The sequence below is a fragment of the Pseudoalteromonas sp. SMS1 genome, assembly GCF_021530565.1.
Lineage (GTDB): Bacteria > Pseudomonadota > Gammaproteobacteria > Enterobacterales > Alteromonadaceae > Pseudoalteromonas.
In genome coordinates this window covers 60451-81859 of record NZ_JAKGBI010000018.1, presented here as the reverse complement: position 1 = coordinate 81859, position 21409 = coordinate 60451, and the positions used below count along the sequence as shown (strand labels likewise).

Genomic DNA, 21409 nt, shown 5'->3' with positions numbered 1-21409 from the left:
GTGCGACATTATGTCACATCCCAACTCCGACGCCGCTCAGTAAAATATCCTCATCAAATATTCAATTACTTATCAGTACACAGCTACTTATGTCTGTCTGTGTTATCAAGATTAACCTCGAGGATACAAATGAACAAACGCCTGATCTATATCGCTGTCGCAGCATCATGTTCTTGGCATAGCTACGCGCAAACGGAACAAACGCTGGAGCATATTGAAGTGATTGCGCCAATGCACAGCCCACTCGATATTAAAATGGACCCCAAAGCAACAAGACAACCATTGCCAGCACAAGATGGGGCAGATTTACTTTCTAGTATCGCGGGCTTTTCGCTTGTCAAAAAAGGCGGTGCTAGCAGCGACCCTGTCTTTCGAGGCATGGCTGGATCACGCGTAAATATCATAACAGATGGTGGTATTGCGTTAGGCGGCTGCGGCGGCCGCATGGATCCACCAACAGCATATATTACACCACAGACATACGATACCCTAACGGTGATTAAGGGTCCTCAAACAGTCCTTTATGGGCCAGGCAATAGCGCCGCAACGGTTGTATTTGAACGTGAATCAGAGCGGTTACTTGAATCTGGTGTTATGGGGTTTGTGAATACCACAGTTGGGGAATTTGGCAAGGCTATTTTAAATTCAGACATCAAAGCAGGAACCCAAGACTACTTCGCTCGCGTTGCTGCTAGTTACAGTGAAGCGAATGACTATCAAGACGGTAACGGAACAAGTATTCACTCTGCTTATGAAAAATGGAATATCGATACTCAGTTCGCCTACACCCCCGACGACAATAGCCTTTACAGTCTCAGCCTAGGTCGCGGCGATGGCGATGTGGCCTATGCTGATAGAATGATGGACGGCAGCTTATTTGACCGAACACAAATTGCCTTACAGTTTGAAAAGTCAGAGCTATCGGGTTTTGTAAAAAGTATTGAAGCAAATATGTACTTTAATGAAATAGACCACATAATGGACAACCATAGTTTGCGTCAATTTATGCCGAATATGATGATGAAAGCCCCCACCTCTTCTAACCCGGATAGAAAAACGTGGGGGACAAAGCTACTATTAAACTCTGAACTCACAAAGCAAATTAATCTCGCTTATGGACTTGACCATCAGCAAAATACACATCGCCTTAGGGTCAGCCGAGATCACAATACGACACCAGTAGAGACCTTACCGCGCTCAGAAACTGCAGAGTTCATACAAACCGGTTTGTTCGCTGAGATTGAGTACAGTTTGAGCTCAAATCGTCAATGGGTGAGTGGATTGAGAATTGATGAATGGGAGGCCACAGACCGCAGGCAGACGCGTTCAGTCATGATGCAAGTTGTTCCGAATCCAACTGCCGACCTGACACGTGATGACACGCTCATCAGCGGCTTTACGCGCTATCAAGCACAATCAAGCAACGATAGTTACTATATCGGTATTGGTCGTACAGAACGTTTCCCTGACTATTGGGAACTGATGGGAGGTGGCCGCGGTGCGGGAGACAGCTCGAGTGCGTTCTTAGTCGACCATGAAACCACGAATCAATTAGACATCGGCTGGCTTGGCCAATCCAAAGCCTTTAAGCACTCTATTTCTGTATTCTTTAATCGTATCGACAATTATTTACTGACAGATAACCTGTATCAAAAAATGGATATGGCGAGTAAAGTCACTCGCAATATCGACGCGCAAACATATGGCTTTGAGGCTGAAAGCCGCTATCAAGTCAACAAAAACCTATCAGCGACTGCAAGTATCAACTATGTACGTGGAGAAAATCGCACGGATGATATCGCGCTCGCTCAGCAACCACCTCTGCAAGTTAGACTGGCTGTAAGCTACAACACTGACAAATGGCAATTTGGTACATTATGGCGCGTTGTGCAAAAGCAACATCGAGTCGCGATTGGCCAAGGAAACATTGCAGGTCAAGACGTGTCGCCGAGTCATGGGTTTGGTACATTGGCATTAAACACATCATATCAGCACTCTTCAGATCTGGTCTTTGCACTCGGTATAGATAATATATTTGATAAAGCATATGCCGAACATTTAAGTCGCTCTGGCGCGATGGTAAGTGGATACCCACAAACAGCAAAAGTGAATGAAGCCGGACGTACTATCTGGCTCAATATGAACTGGCAGTTCTAAACCGAAAAAAGCCAGCATTCGCTGGCTTTTCAAATTTCTATCTCGTGGCTTTTATAGATTTTCTAAGAAGTCATCATCAAAATCTTCCGGCTCTTCTTCCATCGGCGGATTGCCATCATAAACCTCATACAATTGCCTCTGGAAGTAGATATCTTTGAGGAATATATATGGATCTAGAGACTCATTGAGTAACTTCTCTTGCGACATCAATGACGCTCTCGCCTCAACCGCTCTTAGTGCGAATACAATCAGGGTTTGTGGTGTCGACAACGCGATTTTTGGAATCACTACGTTATCCACAATATCACCGGTAGTGTTTCGCACCGTTGAAGGCCCCATACCAGGTATCATCAAGTAGGCGCCATCTCCAACTCCCCACACACCGAGTGTTTGCCCGAAATCTTCGTCTTTATGGTCTAAGCCAATTTCTTTCGCCACATCAAAAAGGCCTAAGATCCCAACCGTAGAGTTAATTAAAAATCGAGCAACATTAACGCCTGCGTCACCCGGCTTCCCTTGCAATGCTGCATTGATAGCATCCGTAGGCGCAGCAATATTTGTCGTAAAGTTGACAATACTACTACGAACCGGTGCGGGTGTAATGGCCACATAACCTTTCGCTGCTGGACGCAAAATATAAGCATCTAACACATCCATATTAAAATCATAGATGGGTCTGTTCATCGATTGCAAAGGGTCACGCGGATCTTGCTTTTCCTCTGGGACCTGAGCACATCCCACGAGTATTAGCGCAAGCGCTGCGCCAACAATTTTTTTATACATTTAGCTTCCTGTGCTGGTTATAACACGACTTATAGTTACATCGACCTGTTGCGTACCTTCACGTAAAACGATCACCTCAGAGTTACCTTCAAGTTCTCCCCCCTGAAGACTCACGGAATCATCCACTGAAATACGCGCAGTTATCACCACTTCATTAAAGTTCGATAACTTCAGATCTGGCATCATCGCCATACTATCATTCAAATTGACCAGTAAAGGCAAGTTAAAAACTGTAAGTTTTTTTACTGCAAGCGGCATTTTTGGTCCATTTGCTGCTTTTGCGAACACAAAGAGTGTTGCCCTGCTCGGAATTTGTTCGGCTAAAGATGGCGCAATATTAACATTGACCGCAAGCTCAGGTCCTGAATAAGGCGGGCTCAGTTGGGCACTTTTAGTCTCTAGCTTTGCCTCAATATCCGCAATGCGCTGGGCAACCATGCTATAACGCGGATCATTTTGAGTCATGGTTGAGAGTAATACCTCAAACGCTGTTTTCGCTTCCAACCAATCTTCTCGTTCATATGCAATCAGTGCGAGCAAAGAAATTGCATCAATATTCTGTGGATCTTGCCTCAATACACGTGACAGCATCTGAGCGGCCCGATTTACGCTGGCTTCTGTGCCTTCAATCAATAATGCCTGACTATAATTTACCAACACATTGTGATTGTCAGGCTGCATGATTAGGGCCTTATCAAACGCTTGCATCGCCATTTCGTAGTCATTGAGCGACATGGCAACACGACCAAGCAACATCCACGCGACTGCATCATCACCACTATTTGCAAGCTTGGTCCGCAAGCCTAGTGCAAACGCCTGCAATTCGTTTGCACTGAGCGGTTCACCAGTTTGGAGCACAGCACGTTGACCGTATTCAGGTAATTTCTCAAATGCCTTATGCCAATTTGCAATTTGTTGATGGCTGCCAGTGAAGTAGTAAAATACGCCACTGACAACAAGGGTAAACGCCACACCAGTCGCTGCAAGCACAAAGTTATTACCACGCGTATCCAATGTACGCTCAGGAGATAACTCATTTAATAAGCGTCTTTTCATTTCAATGACGGACTCATCAAAGTCATTGCATTCTATGCGTTGGTTATCGAGCTCAACTTGCAACTCTTCCAGTCGTTGATTAAAAATATCAATACGCTCGGCATTAGCATCATGGTCAACTGAAACTAATTTTTCTTTACGCATAAAAGGCGCAACGACGAATAAGCAGCTGAGGACAGCCAATAATGCAAACACCCCCCACATTTGTGACAGCTCATTCATGAATGACGCTCCTTACGCTGATACTGCTTGATAAGTTGCCCAAGCAACTTTTCATCTTCTTCGCTCCAATGCTGCTTTTTAGCGGCTTTTTTCTGGCGAAAAACGATAAAACCAAAACCCAGTACGACAATGATAACAGGCAGCACCCACAAAATAATTGTGGCGGGCGTAACTGGCGGTTGATAATGAACAAAGTAACCATAACGGTCGATCATGTAATCAATGACTTCTTGCTTTGAGTTGCCTTCATGTACTAACGCCAAAACCTTGTCACGGAGATCTTTAGCAACCACGGCATCTGAGTCTGCAATATTCTGGTTTTGGCATTTGGGGCAACGAAGTTCTAAAGTGAGTTCTCGAAATGTTTGCTCTTGTTCAACACTTTTAAATTGATATTTGTCCTCAGCAGCTTCAACCAAACTAATGCTGCAAAGTAACACCACCACAAGCACGATCACACTTCTAATTTTCATCACGTAGCTCCTCAAGGGCTGGTAAAAACTTACTGCGCCAAACTCTCTGATTAATATCTCCTGTATGGTGCAGTAAAATAGTGCCAGACTTATCAACTAAAAAAGTTTCAGGTGCACCTGAGACACCTAAATCTAAAGCCAAGCTACGCTCTAAATCTAGGATATTAAATTGATATGGGTTACCCGCTCGACTTAACATCGTATCTACTTCTTCACGCAACGCGTGAATATTAAACTGATCGCCAAAGTCAGCATCGTAAGCCTGCTCATAATACAGGCCCACAATCTTAATGCCCTGCTCCCTTAACTTGGTCAAATACCCCAGTTCAGCGATACATGTGGGACACCAAGTCCCCCAGACATTCATTAAATATACTTCGCCCAATAAATCTTTTTCTGTCCAACGTTTTTGCTCATTCATCAGATCAGGTAAGTTAAAACTTGGCATAGCTTGCCCAAGTCGACCAGTCTGCAGTTCTCTTGGGTTGCCAAATAATCCTTGGTACAAGAACACACACAAAAACACGAAAATTAGAAAGGGCAAAAAGCCTAATATCTTGCGATTCATTTGTTATCCTTTTATCCCTTTTTCTGCACGGCGACGATAGCGTTTATCGCCTAGTACAATGAATCCAGCCAAAGCAATGAGTAACCCACCCAGCCACATCCATCGTACATACGGCTTATGATAAATTCGCAACGACCATGCGCCTTGGCTTAATTGTTCACCTAAGGCGAGGTATAAGTCTCTAAAAAAGCCGTCATCAATGGCTGCTTCCGTCATAAATTGCATGCCAATATCATACAGGCGCTTTTCTGCATAGAGCTCAGTGACAAACTCGTCTTCTTTCAATACCGTAACCACACCAGCATGACCACTGTAGTTCGGTCCACGAACTTCTTTCACTCCCTCAAAGCGATACTGGTACTCGTTTAACATTGCAATATCGCCCGGCTTCATCGCCACGGCACGCTCTACTGAATAGGCAGAAGTAAGGGTCACACTGGCAATCACAAACGCAAGGCCAACATGACCCAGCATCATTGCCCAGTAGCTCAGTCCGATGCGCCTAACCCCTTCGGTTACCGATTTTTGACTCGTTACTTTTTGTAGCAGATCAGAAGCAGTTGCAAACACAATCCACACGGCTAAAGCGGTCGCCATAAATGTGAGTGGTGTTACTTTTTCATAGCTTGAAAACAGCCAGGCCGCTGTTGTTACAATGCTCAGTGCAACAATCACGCCCCACTTTTTAACCAATCCTGTCAGTTTGTTTTGCTTCCATCGCAACATTGGTGCCAAGCCAAGTAAAATAGCAAAAGGCACAATTAGAATGGCAAACATCTGATTGAAAAAAGGCACCCCTATCGAAATAGATCCCAACCCGAGCTCCTTATGGATCATGGGCAACAACGTCCCCAACAGTACGATGAGAGTGGCAACAACTAGAAAGATATTATTCAACCAAAGTCCGACTTCTCGTGAGACAAATCGATACCGTCCTTCACTGTGGACTTGCGCTACACGTGTTGCGTACAGTGCCAAACTACCACCAACGACAACGGCAAGGAATGACAAAATATAAAGACCTCTATCGGGATCAGTTGCAAACGCATGCACCGACACAATAATGCCCGACCTGACGATAAACGTACCAAGTAAACATAAACTAAATGCTGCGATTGCCAGCAGCACAGTCCATGATTTAAACACCCCCCGCTTCTCCGTCGCGGCGAGTGAATGTAACAATGCTGTGGCAACTAGCCAAGGCATTAAGGATGCATTTTCAACGGGGTCCCAGAACCACCAGCCACCCCAGCCAAGCTCTGCGTATGCCCACCAACTGCCAATAGTGATACCTAAAGTCAGAAATGCCCATGCAGCCATCGTCCATGGGCGAGACCACTTAGCCCATGTGTTATCTAATTTACCAGTTAGTAGTGCTGCAATGGCGAAAGAAAACGACACCGATAGGCCGACATAGCCCATGTACAGTAATGGTGGGTGAATGATCATACCGGGATCTTGAAGTAACGGATTCAGATCTCGGCCCTCTACAGGAAAATAAGGCAATAAACGCTCAAATGGACTAGACATCCAAAGCGTGTAAAGCATAAAACCAACACCCAAAAACCCTAATACACCCAATACACGTGCACGCAATACCCAAGGTAAGGACTTGGACATCATTGCCACTAAAGCCGTCCATCCTGATTGCATTACAAGCCACAGCAAAATTGCGCCTTCATGTCCACCCCAAGTAGAGGTGACTTTGTAATACCAGGGTAATGTACTGCTAGAGTGATGTGCTACATACGCAACAGTAAAATCATCAGTCAACGTAATGTATATGAGAACAGCAAATGCAAAGAATACCAGTAGGCATTGTCCAATGGCCAACGAGGGTGCCGCTCTCATTAGCCTTAGATTGCCCGTATATGCGCCCCACAATGGAAAAATACACAGCAGTAAGCTTAGTGCCATAGCTAAGACTAGGGCAAAATATCCTATTTCAGGGATCATACTAGTTCTCGCTATTTATGTTGTATTTGGGCTTTTCGTGTTTAATACCTTTTACAGCCTCGGCAACTTCTGAGGGCATGTATTCCTCATCGTGTTTAGCTAGTACTTCGAACGCTTCAATTACGTCAGACTCAATTAGTGTCCCTTGCGCAACAATACCCTGACCCTCACGAAATAGATCCGGCAGAATCCCTTTGTAACGCACGGTGACCAAAGGCCCGGTATCAATTAGCTTGAACTCAACATCAAGCGAACTTTCATCTCTGACAACTGAACCTGGTACCACCATTCCGCCAATACGGAGCTTTTGACCCAGCGTCGGCTTCTCTAACCCCGGACCCTTCCCATTAACCAATTCGCTGGGGGTATAGAATAAATTGATATTTTCTTGCAGGGCATAAAGCGTTAAGCCAACCGCAGAGCCAATGCCAAATATGACAGCAAGCACCGTAAACATACGCTTTTTTCTTCTCGGGTTCATGCCTGTGCCTCCGCTTCTTTTGCTTTTTTGATACGCTCTTCTCTAGACATCTGCATTTTAACTTGTTGTTTTAAACGCTTTCCTTCGTGTAGAGAAACAAATAGCAATCCTAAAATAATGGCTAAGCAACTCCCAAAAGAGAGCCAAACATAAAACCCATAACCACCCATGGCGATAAAGTCGCTAAATGATTCAAACTGCATAATCAACCCCGACTCACTAATTGACGCACCCAAGGACGGTGCTTATCTGCTTGCATAATTTCATTTTTTAGACGGATCAAAGACATCGCACCAACAAGCGCGGCAAAGCCCAATAAATTAATTAATAATGGCCACAGCATTGATGGGTCGATAGCTGACGTGTCAAACTTTGTAATGGTGGCGCCTTGATGTAAGGTATTCCACCACTCCACTGAGAAATGGATAATAGGTAGATTTACTACCCCCACGATGGCCAGTATACACGCAGCTCTTCCCCCTGCTTTTTTATCTTCAAAAGCGTGATACAAAGATAAAACACCTAAATACAGGAACAGAAGAATAAGTTCTGACGTCAATCTAGCATCCCATACCCACCATGCGCCCCACATAGGCTTCCCCCAAGCGGCGCCTGTGATAAGTGCAATCGCAGTCATCGCCGCGCCAACAGGCGCAATCGCAATCACGGCGAGCTCAGCGTTACGAAGTTGCCAAACCAGCGCGATAATTGCGGCCACAGCCATGGATGAATAGGCTCCCATAGAGAGAATAGCCGACGGGACATGAATAAAAATAATTCGATAACTGTCTTTTTGTTGATAATCGGCTGGCGCATACGCTAAGCCCCAAACCCATCCAACAACAATACACAGCACGGATACTACGGCAAAGTACGGAAGCAAGGTGTTACACAACTGGTAAGCACGCTCCGCTTTAGCATAAGGATGTAACCACTTCCACATTTTAACTTACACTCACTCTTAAAGCTGACGATATGGCAATTGGTGCTGCGACAAATGCGACGGCAAGCATAGCACCAAGGATTGCAAGCTGCCCGCTGTATGCTAGCGACATGCTGCTAGTATCAATCGCGGAAGTTGCAAAAATAAGTACAGGGATATATAGAGGCAACACAAGTAAACTCATTAATATACCTCCTTTTTGCAGGCCGACGGTTAGGCCTGCCCCAATGGCACCGATAAAACTCAATAACGGTGTTCCAATTAATAACGTAAGAACCGTAGCGCCCAGAGCCTGAGATTCCAAATTCATCAATAACGCAAACACAGGCGCCATTATGACCATTGGCAACCCAGCCACAGTCCAATGTGCGGCGACCTTGGCCAGCACGGCCAATGACAAGGGATACGGAGAGGCGATCAACTGTTCGAGCGACCCATCCATGTAATCATCACGAAAAATCTTGTCTAACCCTAACATAGTAGATAAAAGCGCTGCGACCCAAATAATACCCGGCGCCATCCGGGCTAGTAGAGCTGGCTCAGGGCCTATCGCAAGCGGAAAAAGTGTAATCACAATAAGAAAAAACAACAGGGGATTGACGATTTCAGCTCGTTGCCTAAATGCCAGCGTCACATCCTTTCGATAAACATTACAAAACAGAGTCCAATATGAATTACTCGCTCGCATCAATGTCGGTACTCCAAAACCAGTGTTTGTAATGAGTCAAATGAACTGGTGAGATCTTGGTGAGTTGTTAACAAAATAGAACCACCCCCATCTAAATGCGCTTGAAAGCGATTCTGCAACATAGCTACACCACGCTTATCGAGCGCCGTAAAAGGCTCATCCAATATCCACAGTTTGGCCTGATTGAGCCACAGCCTCACCAATGCTACCCTACGCTGCTGGCCTGCCGACAGCGTTCTAACAGGCACATCTTCTAACCCCACAAGGCCCAGCTTACCCAAACGGTGATAAATGTCATCACGATTACATTGATAACCGTGTACCCCTAGCCAGTGTTGCACATTTTCATATGCCGTTAATTGCAAATTAACGCCCGTTTTGTGCCCAATAAACAATAATGACTCGGCAAAGCTATCGTAGTCTTCTGTGATATTTTGATTATTAAACAGTACATTACCTTCATCAGGTCGTGCAAAGCCAGAGATAATTCTAAGTAGTGACGTTTTTCCTGCACCATTTGGGCCTTCTACTTGCATGATTTGACCAGGTAACAATGAAAAGTTAAGTGACTCGAACAAACAACGCTCTTGTTTGATACACGTTAAAGCCTTAATCTCTAGCAAAATTTGTTATTCTCGCGACCCTTATATGTGGGCGTAAGTCTATCATAGTGATATGGTAATACGAATAACACGTTGCAGACGATTACTGAAAATTTGATTTAGAATAATGAACAAGCAAACTATCCCTGTACAAAGTCAGGCTAATGTGTCAACAACAACGTTTTCTTCACAACATAGCAACAACCAAGCTATTTTGGAAGCTGACAAGACGTTTTTGGCGCGTAATATTGTGATTAAACCTGATTCAATTCAGATGGAAGTTGCGCTTGAGGGCCGCTGGCAACCCATACGCTTAAGCAGCCAAGCAAGCATAGAACAACCTTTGAAACTAGCAGAGGCGCAGCTAAAACTAGACGCCACGGGTACAGTCCTTACGCTGGCCACACCGGAGGCCAAATTAACACTCAATTCAGCGCAGTCATTACTCAGTTTATTAAGTTTGCTCAAAGGCTTTGGTGACCATAGTGCCTTGCAAACTGAAGCACAAATCAAACCTCAACCCAATACTCAAGTAACACTACCCAAACTGGGCATTAATATGCCGATACCCGCAGGCATTGGCAATTTATTAAAACAAGAGGAAAAACTCATCGCCAGCCTGAGTAATAAAGGGGACAAAATACAGATGCAGCTGTTTAATATGTTTGGCGACAAACTGCATCAAATGCCAATCGCCAAAAAAGCCATTGCGCAATTGGTTACGCACTTGAGTCAACAAACGACAAACTATGTACAACTATCCCAACAAAAAGGGGTGCTGAAGCTAGGGCGACATCAACATCATATAGCCCAACTACAATCAAATACACCAACTCAACTCAATCAACTACAACAACAAGCTTGGCACCCAGTAAAAATCAACGGCATGCCAGATGGCATTGAAGTCGCGATTGCAACAAAAACGACGACCATTCAGTTAACCACGTCAATCAAAAATATGCTGCCGAAGTTGGACACCCAACCTTTTCAGGCTCAGCTCGAGCAGGCGAGTAAGCATGCCTCAGAGCCCACCTTGAAATATAATAAACCGCTCTTTACTGTCTCTTTGGCAGACATTAAGCAAACTGTGAAAACCGCCCTACAAGCCATTGTTGATAAGCCATTCTTTAGTCGTATCGGTACACAAACAACGCAGAAAAACGCTTCAAAAAGCATGGTAAATGTGCCCGAATTAATACCTAACAAATCAAATTATCTACATCAACCGTTGATTTCTAAAAATGCAGTGCGACCGGCTATCGCCCCATTGATGACACTTGCACAGGGGATAAAACACAGTTTCACCCCAGAGCCAGGTACCATTAAAGCATCAAGTTCAATTGCCGCGCCTAGCGATAAGGCTCACAGCCCCATCAAAGCCTCACATTTAATGACGCAACCAGGTAAACCAGCGACAAGTGCTCAGGCAATAGTCCCTCAGGTGAAGGCGACGCCGGCTTCAACACACCTGTCCAGTTTAAATCACCCACACTCAAAACCGACGTTTGAAGCCCGCTTAGCACTATTGCAGCAGGTTATGGCTGCTGCATTACCAAAGGATATGAAGCCCTATGCTGCTGAGCAACTCAACTTAACAAAAAGCAAACTCGTCGATCAGTCGCTCCCAAAAAACGCACTCCCAGGACCCCTTAAAGAAATCACTTCACAAGATTCTGTGGAGGGTAAGCGCACAGCTGTGATTTCATTACCGTTAGCCCATATTCTCAGCAAGCCACTTCGCGCTGCGGCTTTGGTAGATAGAGCTTCAGAGCAATCACCAAGTGCAACTCTTCTTAGCGAGAAAATTGCCGATAAGCAGTCGTTTAAGAGCTCACAATCAGCGGATTTAACTCGCCTTGTTCATCAAGCTTTTTCGCGATTAATCGATGAAAACAAGTCTACCGCACAGGAAGTTAGCCAAGATTTATTTACTCGCTTGCCAAGTATCGCGTCACCACTGAATACCAGTGTCCCCGTGAGCAGTTTTACACAGGCTTTAGATAAACTGCTAGTAACCCTCCTAGGCACGCAGTTGACGGCACAATCAGATGCACAGCTGCCAAAAAACATCTCTCAAGAGCAGCGTGTCGCCAGTATGGTAGAAGCGATTTTTCCAGGAAATAAACTCCAACAACCAAAACAGTTTATTCAAGCAGTAAATTTGTCGGCCCAACAAAGTTTAATGGAAGATTTAAGCTTTATTCAGAACTCAATGAGTGCAACTAGTCAGGGACAAGCATTGGGACAAAAATTTGACAGCGACAGTCAACTTCTGATCAACTTATTTCTTCCACTGAAAACCCCACCTGAGTGCAGCCAAAGCGAGTTACAAATTGGTCAGTATAAAAAGCCGGCTAAGTCTGGCATGCCAGAAAAACAGGTGTGGTTTGTCAGACTCAACTTTGATTACGAAGTACTTGGCCAACTTAGTGTCCAAGCAGAACTCATGGATAAAGCTGTTGACTGTGAGATTGTTGGCAGTAGTGCGAGTGTTTGCCAACTTGCTGACCCTCACTTAGATGCGCTGCGCAGTAAGCTGGCAGCACATGGCTTGCAAGTTGGAGAAATAGAGCTGAAAGAAGATGCACAGCAAGTCAAACAGTTTTATGATAAGCATGCCATCGTGAACATAAAGGTGTAGTTATGGGACAAAAGACAGCCGTTGGTTTATTATACGAAGCTGGGAAATCGCCAGAAGTGGTTTGCAAAGGTTTTGGAGAACTGGCCGAAGAGATTATCGCTTTGGCAAAAGAAAAAGAGATTATGATCCATGAAGATGCTGCACTTGTAAAAACACTCGGGCAACTAGATTTACATGAAGAAATACCAAGAGAGCTCTACTATGTGATAGCAGAACTTATCGCTTTCTCTTATGTCCTACGGGGTAAGTTTCCACCTGGTTGGAAGAATTTTCAAGGTAAATTAAACATAAAAGCCTAAGGTATAGCTTTATACCTTTTAATCACTGACAACATCACCAATAAAATCACTGAGCAAAAGCCATGTTATTGTTGAAGGGTCAAATTAAATAGCAGTGCTTTTATCCAGCTTGGCTGTATTCTCGTCACAGGTCGCTTTATTCTAAAATAGATGTAAGTGAGCAGGATAAACGCCGCGTAGATGTCAGGCGCCCCATCCTTTGATATTTGCACGCACACGCTTAATTTGAGCTCAATGGCATGACCTCTAAATCGTCTCCCTAAGCGCTATGACCCCCGAGCCATGGAAGTTTTTTAAACCTTCTTACGATTACCATGTTACGCATGCCCAAAGCCTTACTTTAGCCATGAAGATAATAGGCTAAACTCACGATATAAAAAGCTTGAACGCGTAAAGTTAATCAAATTTATTATCTAAATGCTTAATTTTGAATGATAAAAAAGCGCCAGATGGCGCTTTTTTCATTGAGATTTATTATGCAAAGACATCAGCAATTCGGCCTCAGCCCTTGGCAGCTCACACTCTCGCATTATTTCTTCAAGATCAGCCCCTAACTCAACCATTTTAACGGCCCTAGAGTAGATCTTCGCATCTGGATCATCGTATTTTTGAGCTGCTTGATGCTGCGCCAGTTCTTTTGCAAACCCTTCACAGGCGACAAGTCGTTTACCAATACTCAGTACACTGGCTCTCACCTCTGCGATTTCACTTCTTAGAATACTAATTTGTTCCGAATCGCTTTGCGTTTGTTTTTGCAGCCTTGCGCAATGCTGTTGACCTTGTTGAATACGTTTACTAAAAACAAACAAAAGCCCCAAGCACAGTAAACTGATAAAGCTTGAGGCAATCACTAGTACGATTAAGATATCGTCTAAAGTTACTGCAGCCACGATTTATAGATGACTCAACTCATCCCACTCATCGTCGCTGAGTAGTTTGTTCAAATCAACCAAGATGAGCAACTCACCTTCGCGGTTAGATACACCCTGGATAAATTTAGCGCTTTCTTCTGTGCCAATATTTGGTGCACTGTCAATTTCAGAACTACGTAAATATACAACTTCAGCAACGCTATCAACTAAAATACCAATAACCTGCTTTTCAGCTTCAATAATGACAATTCTAGAGTTGTCTGTGACTTCCGCACTCATCAAGCCAAACCTTGCACGAGTATCAATAACCGTCACTACGTTACCACGTAAATTAATAATACCGAGCACATAGCTTGGTGCGCCTGGCACTGGTGCGATCTCAGTGTAACGAAGTACCTCCTGCACTTGCATCACATTGATACCGTATGTTTCTTCCTCTAGCTTGTATGTCACCCACTGTAGGACTTCATCATTACTATCGGCATTTTTATCTGCAGAAAGTATTCTTTCTTGACTCATGATTAAACTCCAGATTGATGCTAGTTACTGCTCTCGGCTATCGAGGCCTTGCTCTAGCAACCTATTTAAATTCTCTACGTCAATAAGCGCACACATTTTTTCTTTAATAACGCCCGCAAGCCATGGACGTTTTCCACATGCTGTTCGCCATTTAACGTCGTCAGCAGTCAGTGTGATATTGTTCACTAATTTTTCAGCTAGTAAACCCCAAGGGCTATCTCCCAGCATAATTAAATACTGATAGTTAAGCTGTTCTTCCAGCTCAGGTGTATACTTTTCAGGCATCACCCAACGCGCTGTATCCACCACATTCAGCTTTTCCTCTCTATTGAGCATCACCCCTTTAAACCATTTTGGCTTACCAAATAATTGGTTTACTTCTGTCAGCTGGTGAATACCACCTAGCGACTGTAAAGGCACTGCCAATGTCAAACCTGCCACCTCAAAAAACAAAGCTTGAAACTCTCCTTCAATGAAGGCGTCCTTAGCGGCACTCAATGCTGGTGCTTGTTCTTTGATAATAGTTGTATTTTCAGTTATCTCAAGCTCTTGGGCTGGCGCAACCGCAGATTCTTGTAGATCTTTTACAACAGGCTTTATTTGAGGTTCAACTTTTTCTTCAATTTGAGCTTCTGTTTTTACCTCAGTTTGTTCTAGGGCGTCTACCTTAGGGGGAGTCTGTACTTGTTTTTGCGCGTCAGGCACAGACTCAAGCAACCGAGCAACGGGAGCAAGCGCAACATCCTGTTCATCCTCTTCTTGTAACAAGGCGCCAAGATATTGTTTCATCACTTGTTCGTTTGCAAACAGGTGCTTACTCATTATTACCTCTTTCTAGTTCACCAATATGCTCCAGCAGTGAACGATATGCATACACCCCTCTTGATTTAGGGCAATACTGTACCGGCACCTGTTGAGCCAAACTTGCATCTCTAAACTTTGTATCGACCGGAATAACGCCTGGCCATACATTGTCTTTGTAGGATTCTACAAGAGATTTGTATGCTTCTAAAGATGCCTTAGTACGCTTATCGTACATTGTAGGGACTATAGTATATTGATATTGCTTAGAATGCGAACTTTGCATTAATGTCATCGTTCGCATCATTCGATCCAATCCTTTAAGAGCTAAAAATTCAGTCTGAACAGGAATTAAAATACGTTCGCTCGCCGCTAAAGCATTGACCATGAGAACGCCTAACACTGGCGGGCAATCTAAGATAGCGTAATCATAATAATCACTGATCTTCGCGAGTGCTTTTTTTAGGACTAACCCCATTCCAGAGCGATTTCCCATACTTCTATCTAACGTCGCAATCGCCATTGTCGCTGGGAGAATATCTAAGTTTTCTACCGTTGATGGGCACAGAGCTTGTAGGATTTCCTCGCTAGCCATGTTCGAGCCGCGTATAAAAATATCATACACACTCACTTCGAGGTCTTCCGAGTCGATACCAAAGTAATAGGTCAAAGAGGCGTGGGGGTCAGTATCAATAAGCAATACCTTTTTACCTTGAGCAGCTAAAATACCACCAAGGCTGACTGTTGTGGTCGTTTTCCCCACTCCTCCTTTTTGATTAGCAACCGTCCAAATTTTCACTTTATTGTTTTATTCCTTTGTGATTGGTCATGGCTAAGCTGTATTTAACGCCCAGACTAAATTTAAGCAATTCCTAATTCTTTGTTTATGCGCAAAGCGACATCCTGAAGTGCCAAACTTTCTGATGAAAGGCCTGCCGCGGCAACTGCTTGTGGCATACCATAAACAACACATGTCTTTTCATCTTGTGCCCAAATAGTAGCACCAGCTTGTTTGAGCATTCTAGCACCGTCTCTGCCATCGGCCCCCATGCCTGTTAATACAATTGCCAATACGTCACCTGAATATGCTTTTGCTGTACTTGCAAATGTCACATCAACACAGGGCTTATATGTAATTCTTGGGCTATCATCTTCAAAGACTTTGAGCGTTTTACTGCCACCACGTGACTCAACCATCATTTGCTTGCCACCAGGTGCTAGGTAAGCCACGCCTGGCATCAGCCGGTCGCCTTGTTCTGCTTCTTTCACTTTAATTTTGCATAAGCTATTGAGCCTTTGAGCAAATGCAGGTGTAAATGCCGCAGGCATATGTTGAATAAGCAAAATAGGATGAGGGAAGTTAGCAGGAAGTTGCGTTAAAATCGTTTGCAATGCTACAGGACCGCCTGTAGATGTGCCAATTGCAACCACTTGATAAGACTTACCTGAAGCTTTGAAGTTTCTTTGAGGCGTAGTCTCTGGTGCCGCCTTTTGAAAGCTTCTATCTGGTTGTGAAACCGTACTTGAGCGAGTACTGCTGACGGGTTTCGGTGAGAAGCTTGATGTGCTCGTTGGTGCAGCTGGTTTAGTTGGCGACATAGGCCTTGTAAACCGGCTTACCCGCTTACGTCCAATTTCCTTTACCTTATTTTGTAAAGCGCGGATGGCCTCTTCACTATTTCTTGCTATGTCTTCAAACTTTTTCGGCAAAAAGTCTACCGCACCGGCATCCAATGCATCTAGGGTTGCACTGGCCCCCTCTCTGGTTAGAGATGAAAACATTAAGATAGGCGTTGGATTACTCTGCATAATTTTTTTGACGGCGCTAATACCATCCAGTACAGGCATCTCCACATCCATTGTAATAACGTCAGGTCTGAGTTTACTTGCCTTCTCTACAGCTTCTTGGCCATTGACAGCAAAATCAATAACCTCAATTCCAGTATCTTTTTCTAGTATTTCACTTACACGACGACGAAAAAAGCTTGAGTCGTCAACTACTAATACTTTAACTGCCATTGGCATCGCTCTTTTTTATGTTACAGATCCGAAAAGTGGTGCACATGGCACCACTTATCGGTGATGGCAAATAGTCCTTAAGACTACTTACCCGCGTAATGCTTCAACATGCTTGGCACATCCAAAATCAATGCAATACCGCCATCTGACGTGATCGTTGCACCTGCCATACCTGGAGTACCTTGAAGAAGTGAGTCCAGAGGTTTTATCACAACCTCTTCTTGACCAATTAACGAGTCCACTACAAAGCCGACTTGCTGTGTACCTATTTGGACTATTACCACATGCCCTTCGGCTTTTTTCTGGTTTATGTCTGTGCCTTTAACCAGCCAATGCTCCAAATAGAACAGTGGGATGGCTTTTTCCCTGACAATAATTGTGAGCTGACCATCCACCACATTTGTTTTGGTCAAATCTAGGTGGAAAATTTCACTCACACCTGCCAAAGGTAATGCAAATGTTTGCTCTCCTACCATCACCATTAAGGTAGGTAGAATCGCTAACGTCAGTGGTACTTTGATTTCTAAAATAGTCCCTACACCAAGCTCAGACTGAATATTTACCTGACCATTGAGTTGGGTAATTTTGGTTTTCACAACATCCATGCCTACACCACGGCCTGAGATGTCTGAAATTTGTTCTTTAGTCGAGAAACCGGGTGCAAAGATTAAGTTATAAGCTTCTGTATCAGACAATCTGCTTGCTTGATCAGAATCTATGACACCTTTACTAATGGCAATTTTCTTCAGCTTTTCAGGATCCATTCCCGCACCATCATCTCTGATCGTTAGGAGAATATGATCGCCTTCTTGTGACGCTGATAAAGTCACAGTACCCGTTCTAGCTTTTCCTGCTGCCTCACGAACATCAGGCATTTCAATTCCGTGGTCTACCGAGTTTCTAACTAGGTGGACAAGAGGATCCGCAAGCGCTTCAACTAAGTTTTTATCTAAATCTGTGTCTTCACCTTCAAGAATTAGATTGATATCTTTTTTCAGGCTGCGAGCCAAGTCGCGTACTACGCGAGGGAAACGTCCGAAGACTTTCTTAATTGGCTGCATTCGCGTTTTCATAACCGCGCCCTGCAAATCAGCAGTCACAACATCTAAATTCGAAATTGCCTTACCCATTGCTTCGCTGTTGCTATTGTTAGCAAGGCTCACTAAGCGGTTTCTGACTAGTACCAACTCACCAACCATATTCATTATTTGGTCAAGGCGTTTAGTATCAACACGTACCGTTGTTTCTGCCTGTGCCGCAGGTTTCTTTGGCGCTGCTGCTTTGGGTTCGGATTTTGCGGGTGGTGCAGCTTTGGCTGCTGGAGCTGGCTTGGGTGACGGTTTTGGCGCTGCTGCAGGTTGTGGCGCTGCTGCAGGTTGTGGCGCTGCTGCAGGTTGTGGCGCTGGCGTCGCGGGAGCCGCTGGTTTAGCTGGCTCAGCACTCTTCTGTGCTTCGCTTTCTAAATTCTTTGGTGCCTGACCTTTACCATGCAACTCGTCTAGTAACGCCTCAAAATCATCATCATTGATTTCTTCATCATCTCCACCAGAACTGGCCGTAGGAGAAGATGCAGCAGGTTCGCTGGCTGCTGGCGCCGCTGGCTGAGGCTCACTTGGTGCGCTTCCAAATTGCCCTACACCATGTAACTCATCAAGCAGACTGTCAAATTCGTCGTCTGTAATGTCACCATCATTCGCATTACTCGGTTCAGGTGCTTGTGGCGCTGATTCTACCTTGCCTTCAGGTGCAGGGGCTTTTCCAGCGCCGTGTAGTTCATCCAGCAAGCTTTCGAATTCTTCTTCAGTAATTTCATCAATGCTGTCTGATTGCGCTTTACCCTCACCGTCATTGTCAGCACTGCCATCCAGTTCAAAGAAAACATCATCTTCAACTGCAGGGGCAACTGGTGTGTCGGGCACGACAGGCGCCTCTACAACCGGTTCTGCAGCGGCGGGGGCTTCATCAGCGGACTCTGGCTGGCTGAGTTTATGTAAGACATCGAGTAACTCTTGGTCTGCAGGCTCTGGCTGTTCGCGGTTTTGAATACAAGCGAACATATCATTTATGGTATCCAAAGATTGCAGGATTACATCCATTAATTCAGGATTAACTGAGCGCTGTCCTTGCCTTAACACATCAAAAACGTTTTCTGCACCATGACAAGCATCAACCAGCTCGTTCATACCCAAAAAACCTGCTCCACCTTTAACAGTATGGAACCCTCTGAATATTGCGTTCAGTAAATCTTTGTCATCTGGGTTATTTTCTAATTCAACGAGTTGCTCAGATAACAGTTCGAGTATTTCTCCAGCTTCAACAAGAAAGTCTTGTAAGATATCTTCATCGACTTCAAAGCTCATTATTATACTCTCCTATTAGAAACCCAAACTAGATAACAGATCATCAACTTCGTCTTGACCTGAGACGACATCGTCTCGCTCTTCAGCGTCAATGATTGGCCCCTCTGGACCCGATAGTTCATCAGTGGTTTCAACTACTTCTTGTGGTTTTGGAGCCGTGTTAAGTTGACCCACTTCTGCTGTACCAAATACGGTTAACAGATGTATTAAGCTGTCTTCAACTTCTCTGACGAGCTCTATGACTCGGCGAATGACTTGTCCAGTTAAATCCTGATAGTCTTGAGCCATTAAAACATTCGTCATCAACGACTGTAATTCGTCTGTACGGCCTTGCGAAGATTGCATAAAGTCGTTTAGGTCGTGACACAGAGATTTAAACTCTCCAAGTTGAATGTCACGACTCATCAACCTATCCCAGGTAGGTTTTATCTCTGAGAGCTCGTCCGCTAACTCTTGAGCAAGCGGCAGGCTCGCTTCCACTGCATCCATTGTTTTATTAGCAGCATTTTCTGTCATTTCCATAACATAATTTAAACGCTGTTTTGCATCTGGAAGAGCCTCAGTAGTTAGATCTGACAACCGTGTATCTAACTCAAAGTTCTTTAGAGATTCGTGCAATTGACGTGTCAATTTTCCGACTTCAGCAAACAACTCCGATTGCTCTTTATTGGTTGCTTCAATTAAAATTTGGTCGGCTTTCTCTTGGTCACCATTCTCAAGATACTCAACAAGTTGTTTAGCTTGCTCTAATGTAATTTGTGGCGCAGAGGATTCTGACATAAGCCTATCCTTAACTCGTTGCTAGCCTAAGCGTTCAAAAACTTTTTCTAACTTGGTTTTTAGTGTTCCAGCTGTAAATGGTTTAACAATATAGCCATTCACACCAGCTTGCGCAGCCGCTACGATTTGTTCTTTTTTGGCTTCAGCAGTTACCATCAAGACAGGGATGTGCTTAAGGCTGTCGTCTGCACGAATAGCCCTGAGTAGATCGATCCCCTGCATGCCAGGCATGTTCCAATCGGTAACAACAAAGTCAAATTCTTGATTTTGCAACATCGGAAGCGCAGTGCTGCCGTCATCAGCCTCTTGAACATTTGTAAAGCCTAAGTCTCTCAACAGGTTTTTGATTATTCTTCTCATTGTAGAGAAATCATCAACCACGAGAATTTTCATGTTCTTATCCAAAACTTCCTCCGGTGAGGTTTGAACCTATAAAAATATTAAAATGTACTCTAATTGATCCAGTCATTTATTTTGGCTCTGAGTTTAATCATTGCCTGACCGTGAATCTGACTCACTCGAGACTCGCTCACATCTAAGATATGGCCAATCTCTTTTAAATTCATTTCATCGTTGTAATACAAAGACAAAACCAATGAATCTCTTTCTGGTAATGTTTTTATTGCATCTATCAACGACTCATTAAAGCGCTCATTCTTAACGTTATTGAATGGTTTGTCTAGCGCTAAATCATTGTCTGCAGGTGAAATTACATCTTGGTCAACGCCCAAGTCTTCTATTCCAATAATTTTACTTGCATTCACGTCATGTAAAATATGATGGTACTCATCTAAAGGAATATCAAGTTTTTCAGCAATTTCCGTGTCTTTAGGTTCTCTGCCTAAGGTAGATTCGAGCTCTGCGATAGCTTCTGCGACTAGACGGCTATTTTTGTGAACTGAACGGGGAGCCCAGTCACCACGTCGAATTTCATCCAACATCGCGCCACGAATTCTGATTCCTGCGAAGGTTTCAAAACTAGCGCCTTTGCTTGCATCAAAGTTTTTTGTTGCTTCAATTAGTCCAATCATGCCTGACTGGACAAGGTCATCTAGCTGAACACTAGCAGGCAGTCTGGCAAGTAAGTGACATGCGACTTTCTTGACCAAAGGTGTATGACGCTCGACCACTTTATTTAAGTGGTCCACAGATTGATATCCCGCCATTCGATTGACCGGTGTAGCCATAA

At 44.2% G+C, this 21409-nt stretch carries 22 protein-coding genes; 3 read left to right on the top strand and 19 right to left on the bottom strand.

Features of this window, described 5'->3' with window-relative positions:
* The first annotated feature begins 129 nt into the window (after window positions 1-129).
* Window positions 130-2157 carry a TonB-dependent copper receptor gene (locus L1286_RS18185; protein ID WP_235408454.1) on the top strand — a complete coding sequence of 676 codons (2028 nt, stop codon included), beginning with the start codon at window positions 130-132 and terminating at the stop codon, window positions 2155-2157.
* 51 nt (window positions 2158-2208) lie between these two features.
* Here L1286_RS18185 and L1286_RS18180 read toward each other — a convergent pair whose 3' ends face one another.
* Genes L1286_RS18180 through ccmA form a run of 10 tightly spaced genes read right to left on the bottom strand, consistent with a single transcriptional unit; the run spans window position 2209 to window position 9950 of the window.
* Window positions 2209-2940, bottom strand: a complete 732-nt coding sequence (locus tag L1286_RS18180) for an MlaA family lipoprotein (protein ID WP_235408453.1) — start codon at window positions 2938-2940, stop codon at window positions 2209-2211.
* Window positions 2941-4218 carry a c-type cytochrome biogenesis protein CcmI gene (ccmI, locus tag L1286_RS18175; RefSeq protein WP_235408452.1) on the bottom strand — a complete coding sequence of 426 codons (1278 nt, stop codon included), beginning with the start codon at window positions 4216-4218 and terminating at the stop codon, window positions 2941-2943. It lies immediately after the preceding gene.
* Window positions 4215-4691 carry a cytochrome c-type biogenesis protein gene (locus L1286_RS18170; protein ID WP_235408451.1) on the bottom strand — a complete coding sequence of 159 codons (477 nt, stop codon included), beginning with the start codon at window positions 4689-4691 and terminating at the stop codon, window positions 4215-4217. The genes ccmI and L1286_RS18170 overlap by 4 nt, the downstream gene beginning before the upstream one ends.
* Window positions 4681-5259 carry a redoxin family protein gene (locus L1286_RS18165; protein ID WP_235408450.1) on the bottom strand — a complete coding sequence of 193 codons (579 nt, stop codon included), beginning with the start codon at window positions 5257-5259 and terminating at the stop codon, window positions 4681-4683. The genes L1286_RS18170 and L1286_RS18165 overlap by 11 nt, the downstream gene beginning before the upstream one ends.
* 3 nt (window positions 5260-5262) lie before the next feature.
* On the bottom strand, window positions 5263-7215 hold the full coding sequence (locus L1286_RS18160; protein WP_235408449.1) for a heme lyase CcmF/NrfE family subunit: 1953 nt from the start codon (window positions 7213-7215) through the stop codon (window positions 5263-5265).
* 1 nt (window position 7216) lies between these two features.
* On the bottom strand, window positions 7217-7696 hold the full coding sequence (gene ccmE, locus L1286_RS18155) for a cytochrome c maturation protein CcmE (protein ID WP_235408448.1): 480 nt from the start codon (window positions 7694-7696) through the stop codon (window positions 7217-7219).
* Window positions 7693-7899 carry a heme exporter protein CcmD gene (gene ccmD / locus L1286_RS18150; protein ID WP_235408447.1) on the bottom strand — a complete coding sequence of 69 codons (207 nt, stop codon included), beginning with the start codon at window positions 7897-7899 and terminating at the stop codon, window positions 7693-7695. The genes ccmE and ccmD overlap by 4 nt, the downstream gene beginning before the upstream one ends.
* 2 nt (window positions 7900-7901) lie before the next feature.
* The gene (locus L1286_RS18145) at window positions 7902-8639 is read right to left on the bottom strand and encodes a heme ABC transporter permease (RefSeq protein ID WP_235408446.1); all 738 of its coding nucleotides are present in this window, start codon (window positions 8637-8639) and stop codon (window positions 7902-7904) included.
* Between the two features lies 1 nt (window position 8640).
* Window positions 8641-9327 (bottom strand): heme exporter protein CcmB, encoded by a 687-nt coding sequence (ccmB, locus tag L1286_RS18140; RefSeq protein WP_235408445.1) that lies wholly within the window; start codon window positions 9325-9327, stop codon window positions 8641-8643.
* Complete coding sequence (ccmA, locus tag L1286_RS18135) at window positions 9327-9950, bottom strand: cytochrome c biogenesis heme-transporting ATPase CcmA (RefSeq protein WP_235408444.1); 624 nt, start codon at window positions 9948-9950, stop codon at window positions 9327-9329. Before ccmA ends, ccmB begins: the two co-directional genes overlap by 1 nt.
* Window positions 9951-10056: 106 nt before the next feature.
* Between ccmA and L1286_RS18130 the strand changes: the two genes are divergently transcribed.
* Complete coding sequence (locus L1286_RS18130) at window positions 10057-12570, top strand: flagellar hook-length control protein FliK (RefSeq protein WP_235408443.1); 2514 nt, start codon at window positions 10057-10059, stop codon at window positions 12568-12570.
* 2 nt (window positions 12571-12572) lie between these two features.
* On the top strand, window positions 12573-12869 hold the full coding sequence (locus L1286_RS18125) for an EscU/YscU/HrcU family type III secretion system export apparatus switch protein (RefSeq protein WP_235408442.1): 297 nt from the start codon (window positions 12573-12575) through the stop codon (window positions 12867-12869).
* Between the two features lie 461 nt (window positions 12870-13330).
* Here L1286_RS18125 and L1286_RS18120 read toward each other — a convergent pair whose 3' ends face one another.
* The 9 genes from L1286_RS18120 to L1286_RS18080 all read right to left on the bottom strand — a co-directional run bounded on the left by L1286_RS18120 (window position 13331) and on the right by L1286_RS18080 (window position 21407).
* Entirely contained in the window at window positions 13331-13762 is a 432-nt protein-coding gene (locus tag L1286_RS18120; protein WP_442961750.1) for a DUF2802 domain-containing protein, read from the bottom strand.
* On the bottom strand, window positions 13763-14260 hold the full coding sequence (locus L1286_RS18115; RefSeq protein WP_023401824.1) for a chemotaxis protein CheW: 498 nt from the start codon (window positions 14258-14260) through the stop codon (window positions 13763-13765).
* Between the two features lie 24 nt (window positions 14261-14284).
* A complete protein-coding gene (locus L1286_RS18110) occupies window positions 14285-15082 on the bottom strand; it encodes a chemotaxis protein CheW (RefSeq protein WP_235408440.1) in 798 nt (265 codons plus the stop codon).
* Window positions 15075-15860 (bottom strand): ParA family protein, encoded by a 786-nt coding sequence (locus tag L1286_RS18105; RefSeq protein ID WP_235408439.1) that lies wholly within the window; start codon window positions 15858-15860, stop codon window positions 15075-15077. The genes L1286_RS18110 and L1286_RS18105 overlap by 8 nt, the downstream gene beginning before the upstream one ends.
* Window positions 15861-15922: 62 nt before the next feature.
* Window positions 15923-17080, bottom strand: a complete 1158-nt coding sequence (locus L1286_RS18100; RefSeq protein WP_235408438.1) for a protein-glutamate methylesterase/protein-glutamine glutaminase — start codon at window positions 17078-17080, stop codon at window positions 15923-15925.
* A gap of 83 nt (window positions 17081-17163) precedes the next feature.
* Window positions 17164-19440 (bottom strand): chemotaxis protein CheA, encoded by a 2277-nt coding sequence (locus L1286_RS18095; protein WP_235408437.1) that lies wholly within the window; start codon window positions 19438-19440, stop codon window positions 17164-17166.
* Window positions 19441-19455: 15 nt separating this feature from the next.
* The gene (locus tag L1286_RS18090; protein WP_235408436.1) at window positions 19456-20220 is read right to left on the bottom strand and encodes a protein phosphatase CheZ; all 765 of its coding nucleotides are present in this window, start codon (window positions 20218-20220) and stop codon (window positions 19456-19458) included.
* Window positions 20221-20241: 21 nt separating this feature from the next.
* Entirely contained in the window at window positions 20242-20625 is a 384-nt protein-coding gene (gene cheY / locus L1286_RS18085; protein WP_010364893.1) for a chemotaxis response regulator CheY, read from the bottom strand.
* Window positions 20626-20672: 47 nt separating this feature from the next.
* Window positions 20673-21407, bottom strand: a complete 735-nt coding sequence (locus L1286_RS18080; protein WP_235408435.1) for an RNA polymerase sigma factor FliA — start codon at window positions 21405-21407, stop codon at window positions 20673-20675.
* Window positions 21408-21409: the final 2 nt, after the last annotated feature.

Bases quoted from the DNA above. Each gene is read 5' to 3' on its own strand.
- L1286_RS18185 (WP_235408454.1), top strand. From the start codon at position 130: ATGAACAAACGCCTGATCTATATCGCTGTCGCAGCATCATGTTCTTGG.
- L1286_RS18180 (WP_235408453.1), bottom strand. From the start codon at position 2,940: ATGTATAAAAAAATTGTTGGCGCAGCGCTTGCGCTAATACTCGTGGGA.
- ccmI (WP_235408452.1), bottom strand. From the start codon at position 4,218: ATGAATGAGCTGTCACAAATGTGGGGGGTGTTTGCATTATTGGCTGTC.
- L1286_RS18170 (WP_235408451.1), bottom strand. From the start codon at position 4,691: ATGAAAATTAGAAGTGTGATCGTGCTTGTGGTGGTGTTACTTTGCAGC.
- L1286_RS18165 (WP_235408450.1), bottom strand. From the start codon at position 5,259: ATGAATCGCAAGATATTAGGCTTTTTGCCCTTTCTAATTTTCGTGTTT.
- L1286_RS18160 (WP_235408449.1), bottom strand. From the start codon at position 7,215: ATGATCCCTGAAATAGGATATTTTGCCCTAGTCTTAGCTATGGCACTA.
- ccmE (WP_235408448.1), bottom strand. From the start codon at position 7,696: ATGAACCCGAGAAGAAAAAAGCGTATGTTTACGGTGCTTGCTGTCATA.
- ccmD (WP_235408447.1), bottom strand. From the start codon at position 7,899: ATGCAGTTTGAATCATTTAGCGACTTTATCGCCATGGGTGGTTATGGG.
- L1286_RS18145 (WP_235408446.1), bottom strand. From the start codon at position 8,639: ATGTGGAAGTGGTTACATCCTTATGCTAAAGCGGAGCGTGCTTACCAG.
- ccmB (WP_235408445.1), bottom strand. From the start codon at position 9,327: ATGCGAGCGAGTAATTCATATTGGACTCTGTTTTGTAATGTTTATCGA.
- L1286_RS18130 (WP_235408443.1), top strand. From the start codon at position 10,057: ATGAACAAGCAAACTATCCCTGTACAAAGTCAGGCTAATGTGTCAACA.
- L1286_RS18125 (WP_235408442.1), top strand. From the start codon at position 12,573: ATGGGACAAAAGACAGCCGTTGGTTTATTATACGAAGCTGGGAAATCG.
- L1286_RS18115 (WP_023401824.1), bottom strand. From the start codon at position 14,260: ATGAGTCAAGAAAGAATACTTTCTGCAGATAAAAATGCCGATAGTAAT.
- L1286_RS18110 (WP_235408440.1), bottom strand. From the start codon at position 15,082: ATGAGTAAGCACCTGTTTGCAAACGAACAAGTGATGAAACAATATCTT.
- L1286_RS18100 (WP_235408438.1), bottom strand. From the start codon at position 17,080: ATGGCAGTTAAAGTATTAGTAGTTGACGACTCAAGCTTTTTTCGTCGT.
- L1286_RS18095 (WP_235408437.1), bottom strand. From the start codon at position 19,440: ATGAGCTTTGAAGTCGATGAAGATATCTTACAAGACTTTCTTGTTGAA.
- L1286_RS18090 (WP_235408436.1), bottom strand. From the start codon at position 20,220: ATGTCAGAATCCTCTGCGCCACAAATTACATTAGAGCAAGCTAAACAA.
- L1286_RS18080 (WP_235408435.1), bottom strand. From the start codon at position 21,407: ATGGCTACACCGGTCAATCGAATGGCGGGATATCAATCTGTGGACCAC.